The organism is Enterococcus sp. AZ128 (assembly GCF_051714485.1).
Classification (GTDB): domain Bacteria; phylum Bacillota; class Bacilli; order Lactobacillales; family Enterococcaceae; genus Enterococcus_A.
The window spans coordinates 888229-899910 of the sequence record NZ_JBIORZ010000002.1; the positions used below are offsets into that span (position 1 = coordinate 888229).

Consider the following 11682-nt stretch of genomic DNA (forward strand, 5'->3'; position numbering starts at 1 on the left):
GGACCATTTACTTCACCGTCAGTAATCACTGACGGTGGAGGTTTTTGATTTGAAAAGACTATCCTCATGAGGTTTTTAACACACAGAAATTTTTGGCATGCAAATTGCTTTATAGAAAAGTGAAAGGAGTGAAGAAGAACATGAGAAAGATTTTGATCGCTACTCATGGCTATTTTGCGGATGGGGTAATGAGCAGTTTGAAATTGTTAGTAGGAGAACGTGAGGAGATTACGATCATCAATGCCTACGTTGACGAAACAGATGTAACGAAACAGTATGATACTTTTTTTAACAATCTTTCACTAGATGATGAGGTCGTTGTTTTTACTGATTTATATGGAGGAAGTGTCAATCAGCAATTATTCAACTATACAGAACCGCATAAGGCCATTCTTATCACGGGCTTTAACTTACCGATTCTTTTAGAAGTCTTGTTAACTCCTGAGAGAATAACAAAAGAAAAAGCATACCAATTGGTAGAGAACTGTCGCAATGAATTAAAAGTTGTTGAACCAGAAAACAAAGAGGAAGAAGCATTTTTCTAAAAAGGGAGAGATAAAAATGATTGTTACGATTCGTGTAGATGACCGTCTGATTCATGGGCAAGTAGCACTGTTATGGACAAAAAAATTACAGGCGGATGGGATAGTGGTAGCCAATGATGCTGCTGCAACAAATGAAACACAGCAGATGACACTGAAAATGGCCGCACCTTATAATGTGAAATTAACCATCAAAACGATTGAGGATTCTGTCAAATTATTAAATAATCCCAAAGCCGACAAAATGCGCATTTTCGTATTAGTGAATTCCATTAAAGACGCGCGAAATTTAGTCGGAAAACTTGATGGAAAAGGCTTAACGATTAATATTGCCAATGCTGGTCGTTTTGATGGAGAGGATATTTCGAAAAAAATGACGCTGACTAAAACGGTGCTTGTCAGTGATTCGGAATTAGTTAATTTAAAAACGTTGATCGATTCAGAAAATGACGTCATTCTTCAAACGTTACCAGATGAACCAATAAAAATGGCTGCTGATTTGCTGAAGTCGCATGGAAAATAGGATAGGGAGGAATAACAAATGGTAGTACAAGCTTTTTTGCTCGCTATTGTCATGTTTGTCACCTATGGGGGGAATTGGTTGACTGGTCAAAGTATGATCGATCGACCAATCGTAGTTGGGCCATTAGTCGGACTTGTGTTAGGTGATTTGGAATCTGGAGTTATCATAGGAGCCTCATTAGAAGCTGTCTTTATGGGAGCTATCAATGTTGGTGGTACAGCTGCTGTGAATCCGGCAGTGGGAACGGTTTTTGGTACAGCCTTTGCGATATTGCTGGATGGCGGTTCAGAAGTAGCGTTAACTTTAGCGATTCCGATTGGTATTTTGGCGGGGGCGATGGAGACACTTATTTCGATTGTGCTGAGTGCATCTGCTGAACCTTTTGATCGATTGGCTAAAGAAGGCAAGGAGAAAAGCATCGTCGCTTTGCACTTTGGTTTGTGGGTACTCAAATTTTTGGTCTTCTCGATCATTGTTTTTGTGGCGGTACTGGTTGGCTCTGGTCCAATCAAGACTTTTGTTGACTCCATTCCAGATGTTGTTATGAACGGACTGGCGGTTTGTGGTGGATTGTTACCGGCGGCTGGATTTGCCATCTTATTGAAGATGCTGTGGGAGAAAAAGATCGCTATTTTCTATTTCTTAGGCTTTGCTTTAGTTGCTTATTTAAAATTACCGTTAGTTGCTTTAGCCATCATTGGAACGGTAATCGCTGTATCTGGCGCAATGCGAGATAAAGAAATATTGGATTTAAAAAATACTAAAACAGCTGCGGTCGCTACAGTTGAGGATGATGAGGAGGACTTTTTCGCATGACAGAAAAAAATGAATTAACTAGAGATGATAAAAAGATGCTCAATTCAATATTTTGGCGCTCGTTTCCTTTATATGCTCAGTATAGTTATGCTAAAAATGGCGGTGCCGGCTTTTGTTATGCGCTGATGCCTGCGATCAACCGTTTTTATAAATCTGCAGATGCCAAAAAAGAAGCATTGTATCGAAATATCGTTTGGTTCAATACGACTGGGAACTTTTCTTCCTTTATTATGGGACTTGTCGCTTCAATGGAAAAAGAAAACAGTGAGAAGTCCGATTTCGATGAAAATTCCATCAATGCCGTCAAATCAAGTCTAATGGGGCCGATGGCAGGAATCGGCGACTCCATATTCTGGGGCGTGCTTCGAATTATCGCTGCGGGTGTTGCGATTGGATTAGGAAACAACGGGAACATCTTAGCCCCTATCGTATTCATCTTACTCTATAATGTACCGTCAATCATTACACGCTATTATGGAACTTACTTAGGGTTTACATTAGGTTCCAAATACATCGAAAAAATTTATTCTAGCGGAGCTATTCATATCATGACAAAAGCTGCCAGTACATTGGGGCTGATCATGGTTGGAGGTATGACTTCTACGATTGTCACGTTTACTGCTAAATTTAAATGGATGCAGGATGGAAAAGCCGTATTAGAGCTACAGGATATTTTGGATCAGATTTTAGTTGGAATGGTTCCTTTAGGAATAACAATGTTGTGTTTCTATTTAATGAACAAAAAGGTGAGCTTCAACTTAGTACTAGTTGGAATCGTCGTACTAGGAATTGTCCTGTCCCTGTTAGGAATTGCATAAAATAGGAGGAATAATCATTGATCTATTATATTGATTCAGCCGATGTTAACGTGGTTAAGGAAGCTAATCGAGTTTACCCGATTGCGGGAATAACCATGAACCCTACAATCGTAATGAAAGATTTAAAAGGTGAAAAAATCCCTTTCTTTGATCTGATCCATCGAATTAGAGAAATTATTGGTGACGAAAAGGAATTACATGTTCAAGTGGTTAGTACGACGACTGAAGGGATGATCAAAGAGGCCAAGCATTTACGAGAGAAAATTTCAGGTCGCTTTTTTGTGAAAATCCCAGCCTGCAAAGCCGGATATGAGGCAATGAAGGTACTCACAGCGGAAGGAATTGCTACGACAGCAACCGCAATTATTGACGTAAATCAAGCTGTTTTAGCGGCACAGAGCGGCGCAAGCTATGTAGCAATTTATGTGAATCGCGTCAGTAATATTTCAGCCGATGGCGATAAGGTTTTAGCTGATACGATAAAAGTATTCAAAGAAAACAACTTTGAAGCCAAAGTGTTGGGCGCCTCCTTCAAAAATGCTTTGCAAGTCGAAAAAGCAGCAGTCAATGGCGTATACGGTTCAGCAATCGGCTACGATGTCTTTGAAGCTTGCGCCAATCATATCTTGACCGAGGCTAGTGTGGGGCAGTTTAAGAAAGATTGGGAATCTTTGTATGGAGCAGAAACATCCATTTGTGATTTTTAACTTTGTATATAAAGCTACTGACGCAAAAAGAGTAGTTATAAATAAATTTTTGATTGAAGGATCAACCATCGCGCTAGGTGGTTGGTCTTTTTTGATAGCTTAGAAGGAAATAGAACACTAAAAAGGCAAACTGATTAAATTTATTGTTTGCATTTAGAATTAGGACTACAATAAATCCTTTTTTACCTCACAAAAACTTCATACCAGACTGAAAAAAATGACTCTAGCCTTCCTTTTTGTGATGGTAGGATAAGTCTAACTAATGGGAAGAAGGTGGTTGTCATAAAAAAGCTTTTGAATCTGATGAATATTTCTATTGGATTGCTGATCATTTCTGTTGCGCTGAATCTTTTTTTGTTACCTCATGATATTGCTTCCGCAGGAGTTGGGGCGATCGGGCATTTAGTAGAGATCCATTTTGCTTTCAAAAGTATCAACGTGGTTTGGCTGATCAATGTCCTGATGCTTGTGCTGACATATGTACTATTAGATAAACAAGTTTTTTCAAAAATTTTTATCGGAAGTCTGCTTTTTCCGCTTTTTCTGCATTTTGTTCCTACAACGCCATTATTTTTTTCTCATATCGCCTCTTTGATAGTAGGAAGTACGTTGTTTAGTCTAGGTGTTTTTTATCTGTATAAAGCTGGTTCTTCAAATGGGGGTGTGACTGTGCCGCCGATAATTCTCGATCGGTATTTTCAAATTCCCGCACATCAAGGGTTGTTGCTAACGAATCTAGTCATCATTTTTTTGAATTTCTATATTTTGAGTCCCATCGATGGACTATTTGCGACAATGTCGATTCTTATTATGAGCATTTCGATGAAGCTTTATGCTGCTATTGATGACATGAGGATAATGCGAGTAAATGCCAAGATTGATCGTTGATATTGAATGCTGATGTGTTCTTGAATTCTAGTGTTCAGACGTAATGATTGCTGCCTTTAATTTTAAAATACCCGAATAAGTCGACCGTTGATAATCATGGTCGGCTTATTCGGGTTATTGCTAGAAAAGCTCATGAACTATTTCAATAAATGACGGTATTGTTTTGGTGTTAATTGGAATCTATTTTTAAAAAGGCGATAGAAATGACTTTCGCTTTGGTAGTTGACGATTTCTGAGATTTCGGAAATGGTTTTTGTGGTTTCAGATAAGTATTTTTCGGCTAATATTAGTTTTTCATTCGTAATCAACTGAGAGATTGTTTTGCTCGTTTGTTCTTTGATGTGCCGGGATAAATAGCCTTTACTGTAGGAAAATTGTTCTGTTAGATGTTCCAATGAGACATTTGCCGGATCTTGTTTGATTCTGGCAATCACAGCATTGGTCAGCTCGTCCATCTGTCTTTTTAACGGGTGCTGAAGCTGGACCAATTGTTCTAGAAAAATCATTAAGTAGCCAAGTACAGTATAGGAAAATGCGAAATTCGCTTGATAATATTCTGTGATCAATCGCTGTAAATAATAGTGAACATTATCTAAGTCGGATTTGTGATATATCAAATAGTCCCCAAAATTAAACAATTGATTCGTCAGTGGTATAGATTGTTGAGTGATATTAGCAAAACCATCGAATATGTTGGGGTGGATCAGCAGGTTGACGACCATCGGTTTAGCAGCTTCCTTCGCTAAACGGGAAACTAAATGAGGAACGTCTTTGTTGATTAAGAAGAGACTGCCTGATTCCATAATAAATGGCGAATGGTTGACGACATTTAACAGCTTTCCTTCAGGAACATAGACGATTTCAATGTAGTCATGATAATGCAAGTTGGAAGGCAGATCCAAATAGTGAGAAACGATCGCGAAAGGCAGCGTTTCGTCCAATTCGACACTGGTTAGAATTTTATGCAATGGCAGACTGATTTCACTTGAGTGGCTTAGTTCGCGATAAGGATCAAATACCGGGTCAACAATGACATAGGGACTTAATGGCTGCCTGGTTTGATCAATTCGCGGAATATGGTCAACATTATAGAAGCTCGGCTCTTTTTTCATCGTTTTTTCTCCTTTAGATCATATTATCACAGTTTATGGTGGTTTTTCCGCATTGTATGCGTTTTCTTGTGTATATACAATAGATTCAAGAGTTGAATAATCACATAAAGGAGAATGCAAAATGCAAACGAGTTTAAGAATCAAGGTAGGAATTTTTTCATTGAGTATGCTTTCGATGGCAACCCTGCTGATGTCGCCTGTATTAGGAGCGATCGCGGGTGCTTTTCCATCGAGCGGTATTAATCAGATCCAAATGATTTTATCCGTGGCAAATTTAACGGGGATCGTAGCAGCTTTTGTTGTAGGACGAATTGCGTTATCCATTTCTAAACGGACGATCGCTTTAGTCGGATCAGCGATGACATGTGTGTTTGGTCTTATTCCATACTTTTTCCACAGTCAACTAGTTGTACTTATCATTTGTTCGGGACTGATCGGTGTGAGTGTGGGCTTTATTACGAATGTCATCCCCGGATTGATCGCCGACTATTTTTCAGTTGAGGAACGGCAAGGGGCAATGGGGAAACAGGTTTCTTTTGTAAGTATTGGCACGATGTTTTTGATGTTTCTTTCGGGAAATTTGGGAGCGGGCCTTTGGTATCGTTCGTACCTAACGTATGTTTTTGCGGGTATCGTTTTCTTGATTGCTTGGGTTTGTTTACCAAAAACGAATGTGGAAGATCATAATCCCCAGCAGGAAAAACATTCAGTGACCGAGGTCATCAATAAACGCGTGTTGATTGTTGCTTTAATGGGTTTTTGTTTTATGGTAGTGAACAATGCTTTTAATAATAATATCTCACTGCTGATTACTGAAAATAATCTTGGCGGGAGCGATATTTCGGGGCTAGTAACGATGCTAGCCCAATTAGGCGGATTGATTACGGGACTTTGTGTTGGCAGAATCTCGAAGGTTATCAAATCACATATGATAGCTTTTGCTTTTGTGATTGAAGGGGTCTCATTACTTATTTTGGCGGTTGCCGGCAATTTGCCATTGGCGATCATCGGTAGTTTTCTTTCAGGAGCAGGACAAGCGATGTTCTTCTCTCAAGCGCCATTCTTGATCACGATTTTAGTTCACCCTATTTTGATTCCTATGGGGATGGCGGTATTATCGACAGCTAATTCTGTTGGCGGTTTTTTGAGCCCAACAATCATTAACTTTTTAAATCAAGCATTTGTTGGTTCAACTGCTGCTGGCGCAATGCTTGTTGGCTGTGTGCTCTCAATTATCGTTGCGGTAGGAGCGATATTATCGAATTTTCAAAAGAAAAGTATGCGTCTGTTGGGACAAAAAGAGGTGTGAGATGATGAATAAGATTGAGGAACGTTTTAAAAAACCGACAAATGATAGCCGTCCCAGACTGAGGTATTGGTGGCCTGGCGGGTATGTGGCAAATTACCTAGAGGAATTGGATAGTGAAATGAAGGAAATTTCTGAAGCTGGCTTTGGCGGTGTTGAAATCTCTGATGTATATGACGCGATTTCCGAAAAAGATGCGCAAGTGTTAGATCCTAAAAAATACGGCTTTACCAGTGACAATTGGCGAATTTCGGTGAAACAAGCTTTGAAATCAGCAAAAAAATATGGATTGAAGGTGGATCTGACTATCGGGCCTCATTGGCCAGCATCAACCAATGAAGCTGATCCTAACGATTTTGGAACCGCGAAAGAATTAGTATATGGAAGTTATTCGTTTAACGGAGAACTTCCATCAGGGACAATCATCGAATCTCTTTGTTCACCCCATTATAAAACGAGCGAAAAAAGGATTGATGGCGGAGAGATAAATAATAAATTGATCGCCGTTTATACAGCGGCGCATATTGATCATAAGGAAGTCGAAATGCCTCCCGCAGTTCCTTGGGAGGAGGCATACACTGTAATTAGTGATGAGATTCGATTTGATTCATTGGAAGAAATTACTGCCAAAGTAAAGGAGGGGCGACTAACCGAGGCGGTAGGGACCACTCATTCTAACAGTATTATTATCGCGGTTTTTGAACGAGGAACAGGACAACGTGTCAACATGTTTTCGATGGGCAGTTCTGCTCGGCCAGATGTCATGGAGCCGTATGCCTATGTCGTCGATCATTTTTCAATCGAAGGCTTCAAATGGATTAAGTCTCTTTGGGAAAAGAATTTTTTCTCGGATCCAGAGTTCCTTGAACTTTTGCAGAAGGTTGGAGACTGCTTTTTCGAGGATTCTTTAGAGCTGCAATCTGTCGGACATTGGACCACAGATATGCTGGAGCAATTCGAACAACGAATGGGATATGATATTCGTCCGTATCTGCCTTTTGTATTGGGAATCAATCAGGATAACGGGTTAGGTGTTGAAAGTTCTAGTTTTCAAGTTGAAAAAGAAAGCAAGAATAAGATTCAAGAACTGCGGCATGATTATTTTGAAGTCTTGAACCAATTGTATCAAGAACATCATTTACAGCCGTTGAAGAAATGGGCCAATACATTGAAAATGAACTATCGGGCGCAGCCATACGGTTGGGCGATCGATTCGGCTGCGGCTGCAGCGAAATTGGATGTTGCTGAAGGCGAATCTTTAGGCTTTGGCGAAGACGGAAATGATGCTTTTCGTCTGTTAGCGGCTGGGCGTGATTTTGGTGGAATTAAAATTTTATCAGACGAGGCAGGCGCTTATCTTTTTCAAGGGTATGCTACGACGTTATCTCAATTGTTTGAAACATTACACAAAAACTATATGGCGGGAGTCAACCAGACTTATTGGCATGGAATCCCCTTCAAATATGCTCCAGGAGCTCAATGGCCGGGATTTTCCGCTTTTAATCCTATGCTAGGGGGACGCGGATTTGCAGAACCATGGGGCAAACGTCAACCGGTCTGGGAATATTTACCAGCATATACAAGTTATTTGGGCCGTCTTCATGAATTGTTGAGACATGGGAAAAATAACTTGGATGTATTAGTCTATCAAGCTGGACACAATGCAAGTGAAAACAAAAAAATCGAAATTGGCGATCAATTAACCAAGATGGGTTACCGTTACCAAGTGATGACGGAAGGGTTGTTTTCAGAACCTGTAACGATAAAAGATCGTGTTTTATATACAAAAGGCGCAAGCTATCGCAGTCTTGTCATTCCAAAGGAAGTGGCGCTTTCAGAGAAAGTTAAAAAAGCTATTGATGAATGGTCTAGGCAAGGCTTGTCTGTTATCTATCAAGCGACAGCAGAATTGGAAGAGCTAGTTCAGATTTTAAAAGTCTCTGATTTCAAAACAGATACTGGAGATTTGTTGACGTATCAACGTAGCAGTGAGCAACACAAATTTATTTTTTGCTACAACCAAGGTGCTAAAAGTTTATCACTTTCTGCTTTTCTGAATAGTTACGAGGTACGTGAATGGATGCCTTGGACTGGCGAAATTGCTACGGTGAGAGGAGCTCAGTTAAAAGCTAAAGATTGTCGTATTTTTGAAGTACTTGGTGAAGGATCAGCTATAGTCGAGGAATTGGAAAACGCGGAGGTGCTATCTTTGAAAAAGCACCCGTGGACATTAACCCTTGAAAGCTGGGAAATGTATTCACCAGAGAATCTAGTGAACAAGAAAACTATGAGATCCAAGGAGCTGTCAGAGCTAAGTTATTGGAATAAGCTTAATGATTTTAAAAATTCTTCTGGTGTCGGAACTTACAAAACTGTATTCGACTTGAAGGATCAAAAACCGCGAGGTCTTCATATTAATAGTGCGGCAGGAAGTTTGCTGGTCAGACTTAATGGACAAGAGCTCCAAGGAAATCCTTTAACTGGTGATTATTCTCTGCAACACTATTCTCTCACTGAGAGTTTCGAATTGGAAATCGTTGTAGGCAGTACATTGAATAATTACCTGAATACATCGCCGCTGGCTGAACATTACGGAGAATTTCCAATGCAAAATTATGGTATCGAAGATGTAGAACTGCGATTCTAACCTATTCATATATCAAAAAGGAGCTGCCCCAAAAGTCTTTTAGACTTTTGGCTCAGCTCCTATTCACGAATAAACGGCGACTCATAAGTAGCGCCTGCGGAAATAAGCCAAAATTTCTTGACGCTGAACACTTATGAGTCGGCCTCTTTCTGTGAGGAAAGATTGATTGGTAGATAAAATACAGGAGTTAGACTGAAGAAAATTCATTTCAAAAATAAAAAAATCAGACGACCTTTTCTGAATGATTCAGTGAAAGGTCGTCTGTTGTTCATTTTATAGCATTGATTGGTAAAGCTTGGCGATGTCTTCTACAGAGGCCTCTCTGGGGTTTCCTGGTGAACAAACATCACGGAAAGCATCTTCAGCAATTTGTTGAATATGTTCTTTTTTCATACCAATTTCAGTTAGGTTTTGTGGAATACCTACATCGATACCTAATTGTTTGACTGCTTGCACTGCAGCGTCGCGTACATCGTTTAACGGCATGTCAGCTGCCCCCGCTACCCCTATTTTGATCGCAATCTGACGAAATTTTTCACCGGTATATTCTTTATTATAGTCCATTATTAATGGTAACAGCGTTGCGCAGGCTACCCCATGGGGCGTATTATACCAAGCAGATAGCGGATGCGCCATGCCATGGACAAGACCCAGACCGACGTTTGAGAAGCCCATTCCAGCGATGTATTGTCCAAGGGCCATTTCTTCGCGGGCAGTTTGATCTCCTGCGACGGAGTCACGTAAAGCTTGAGCGATAATCTCAATTGCTTCAAGATGAAGCATATCTGTCATAGTCCAAGCGCCTTTGGTAATATAGCCTTCAATGGCGTGAGTCAATGCGTCCATTCCAGTAGAAGCACAAAGTCCTTTAGGCATGCCCATCATCATGTCGCTATCAATGAAGGCAACCACTGGGATATCATGTGGATCTACACAAACAAATTTACGTTGGTTCTGTTTGTCTGTGATTACATAATTGATGGTTACTTCCGCAGCGGTTCCTGAGGTGGTAGGGACCGCTAAAATCGGCAGCGCAGGATTTTTTGTATCTGCGACACCCTCTAAACTTAAGACATCTTCGAATTCAGGGTTTTTGTTGATAATTCCAATAGCTTTTGCTGTATCGATCGGTGAACCGCCGCCAATAGCTACGATGTAATCAGCTTTTGCTGCTTTACACGCTTCAACGCCAGCTTGTACATCTTCGATTGAAGGGTTAGGAACGATCGCATCATAAATTTCATATTCGAGTTCAGCGTTCTTTAGGACCTCCATCACTTTAGTTGCTACATTAAATTTGATCAGGTCCTTGTCAGTAACGACTAGCGCCTTTTTAAAGTTGCGTTTTTTGGCTTCATTTGCGATTTCTTGAATCGCTCCTTTACCGAAGTAGGATGTTTCATTCAAAATCATTCTGTTTACTGTCATTTTTTTCGCTCCTTATTCATTTGATCCTTTGGTACGAATTTTTCTTTTAAAACGATGCTTTAGTTATTAAGCATCAAAGAATTCTGGATTAGGGATGATCCCAAATTGTTTTGCTAAAGCGACAAAATTCTCATCTGAAATAGTTTGCTTGATGCCGCCTTGTGCCTGTACGTAAGTATAGACTTCGGCCGCTTTTTCAGCGGTTTCGATCAGGCCAAAGGTCTCATCCATTGTTCGACCAGCACCGTAAACACCGTGGAAGGACCAAAGAACAAGTCGAGCTTCCTGCATTTTTTGAGCAGTCGCTTCACCGATTTCATTGGAACCTGGAATCAGCCAAGGCAACACTTGAACGCCTTCTGGGAAGACGACTAGGCATTCTGTACACATTTCCCAAAGTGTTCGAGTGATGGCTTTAGAAGTCAGTTCATGACTGAAGGTCATGGCTAATAGGTGGGTTGCGTGGCAATGCATCACCACGCGATTTTCTGCGTCCACTTTTAGACGAGCAATGTGGCTCATCAGATGGGCTGGGAGTTCACTAGTAGGCACGCCGCCGTCCGTATACCCCCATAGTAAATCGACACTTTGCCCATCTTCGGCAACACGAATGACACCGAGATTATTCGCTGGGTCCGCTGCGACATTTTTAAAATATTTTCCTGAACCGGTCACGATAAAGTAGTTTCCTTTAATTGCTGAACCATCAAAGTCCATGGGAATATTTCGTAAAACATTTTTAGTATCTAAATACTCGTTAACTGCTGATTCCGCCAATAAATAAGAGATGTTTCCGCCATTTCGTTCATCCCAACCTAGGCGATAGAGATTGCTGGTCACGTCAACCATTTCTTTTACAAAGGGTGCTTCTAAAATGTTTTTCATACTTGATTCC

The 11682-nt window shown here is 40.5% G+C and carries 11 protein-coding genes; 8 read left to right on the top strand and 3 right to left on the bottom strand.

Translation table 11 applies throughout. The features are described 5' to 3' along the window. Positions 1 to 140 precede the first annotated feature (140 nt). The 6 genes from IGI38_RS16055 (at position 141) to IGI38_RS16080 (ending at position 4294) form a co-directional block, all read left to right on the top strand. Entirely contained in the window at positions 141 to 545 is a 405-nt protein-coding gene (locus IGI38_RS16055; RefSeq protein WP_438732424.1) for a PTS sugar transporter subunit IIA, read from the top strand. 16 nt (positions 546 to 561) lie between these two features. Further along, a complete protein-coding gene (locus tag IGI38_RS16060) occupies positions 562 to 1065 on the top strand; it encodes a PTS sugar transporter subunit IIB (protein WP_438732426.1) in 504 nt (167 codons plus the stop codon). Between the two features lie 18 nt (positions 1066 to 1083). Continuing rightward, positions 1084 to 1881, top strand: coding sequence for a PTS mannose/fructose/sorbose/N-acetylgalactosamine transporter subunit IIC (locus IGI38_RS16065; protein ID WP_438732428.1), 798 nt, complete (start codon positions 1084 to 1086; stop codon positions 1879 to 1881). Beyond that, on the top strand, positions 1878 to 2699 hold the full coding sequence (locus IGI38_RS16070; RefSeq protein WP_438732430.1) for a PTS system mannose/fructose/sorbose family transporter subunit IID: 822 nt from the start codon (positions 1878 to 1880) through the stop codon (positions 2697 to 2699). Before IGI38_RS16065 ends, IGI38_RS16070 begins: the two co-directional genes overlap by 4 nt. A 17-nt stretch (positions 2700 to 2716) precedes the next feature. Continuing rightward, positions 2717 to 3406: a transaldolase family protein gene (locus IGI38_RS16075; protein ID WP_438732431.1), complete on the top strand. Its 690-nt coding sequence runs from the start codon at positions 2717 to 2719 to the stop codon at positions 3404 to 3406. Between the two features lie 303 nt (positions 3407 to 3709). Continuing rightward, positions 3710 to 4294: a YitT family protein gene (locus IGI38_RS16080; protein WP_438732432.1), complete on the top strand. Its 585-nt coding sequence runs from the start codon at positions 3710 to 3712 to the stop codon at positions 4292 to 4294. Positions 4295 to 4431: 137 nt separating this feature from the next. Here the strand turns inward: IGI38_RS16080 and IGI38_RS16085 are convergent, their stop codons facing one another. Then, complete coding sequence (locus IGI38_RS16085) at positions 4432 to 5406, bottom strand: AraC family transcriptional regulator (protein WP_438732434.1); 975 nt, start codon at positions 5404 to 5406, stop codon at positions 4432 to 4434. Between the two features lie 121 nt (positions 5407 to 5527). Here IGI38_RS16085 and IGI38_RS16090 point away from each other — a divergent pair, with 121 nt between their 5' ends. Next, a complete protein-coding gene (locus tag IGI38_RS16090; RefSeq protein ID WP_438732436.1) occupies positions 5528 to 6715 on the top strand; it encodes an MFS transporter in 1188 nt (395 codons plus the stop codon). Position 6716: 1 nt separating this feature from the next. Continuing rightward, on the top strand, positions 6717 to 9359 hold the full coding sequence (locus IGI38_RS16095) for a glycosyl hydrolase (RefSeq protein WP_438732438.1): 2643 nt from the start codon (positions 6717 to 6719) through the stop codon (positions 9357 to 9359). A gap of 273 nt (positions 9360 to 9632) precedes the next feature. Here the strand turns inward: IGI38_RS16095 and fucO are convergent, their stop codons facing one another. Together fucO and rhaD are read right to left on the bottom strand one after the other, a co-directional pair. Then, the gene (gene fucO, locus IGI38_RS16100; protein ID WP_438732440.1) at positions 9633 to 10787 is read right to left on the bottom strand and encodes a lactaldehyde reductase; all 1155 of its coding nucleotides are present in this window, start codon (positions 10785 to 10787) and stop codon (positions 9633 to 9635) included. 66 nt (positions 10788 to 10853) lie between these two features. Beyond that, positions 10854 to 11672 (bottom strand): rhamnulose-1-phosphate aldolase, encoded by an 819-nt coding sequence (gene rhaD / locus IGI38_RS16105; protein ID WP_438732442.1) that lies wholly within the window; start codon positions 11670 to 11672, stop codon positions 10854 to 10856. Between the last annotated feature and the right edge of the window lie 10 nt (positions 11673 to 11682).

Bases quoted from the DNA above. Each gene is read 5' to 3' on its own strand.
- IGI38_RS16055 (WP_438732424.1), top strand. From the start codon at position 141: ATGAGAAAGATTTTGATCGCTACTCATGGCTATTTTGCGGATGGGGTA.
- IGI38_RS16060 (WP_438732426.1), top strand. From the start codon at position 562: ATGATTGTTACGATTCGTGTAGATGACCGTCTGATTCATGGGCAAGTA.
- IGI38_RS16065 (WP_438732428.1), top strand. From the start codon at position 1,084: ATGGTAGTACAAGCTTTTTTGCTCGCTATTGTCATGTTTGTCACCTAT.
- IGI38_RS16070 (WP_438732430.1), top strand. From the start codon at position 1,878: ATGACAGAAAAAAATGAATTAACTAGAGATGATAAAAAGATGCTCAAT.
- IGI38_RS16080 (WP_438732432.1), top strand. From the start codon at position 3,710: ATGAATATTTCTATTGGATTGCTGATCATTTCTGTTGCGCTGAATCTT.
- IGI38_RS16085 (WP_438732434.1), bottom strand. From the start codon at position 5,406: ATGAAAAAAGAGCCGAGCTTCTATAATGTTGACCATATTCCGCGAATT.
- IGI38_RS16090 (WP_438732436.1), top strand. From the start codon at position 5,528: ATGCAAACGAGTTTAAGAATCAAGGTAGGAATTTTTTCATTGAGTATG.
- IGI38_RS16095 (WP_438732438.1), top strand. From the start codon at position 6,717: ATGATGAATAAGATTGAGGAACGTTTTAAAAAACCGACAAATGATAGC.
- fucO (WP_438732440.1), bottom strand. From the start codon at position 10,787: ATGACAGTAAACAGAATGATTTTGAATGAAACATCCTACTTCGGTAAA.
- rhaD (WP_438732442.1), bottom strand. From the start codon at position 11,672: ATGAAAAACATTTTAGAAGCACCCTTTGTAAAAGAAATGGTTGACGTG.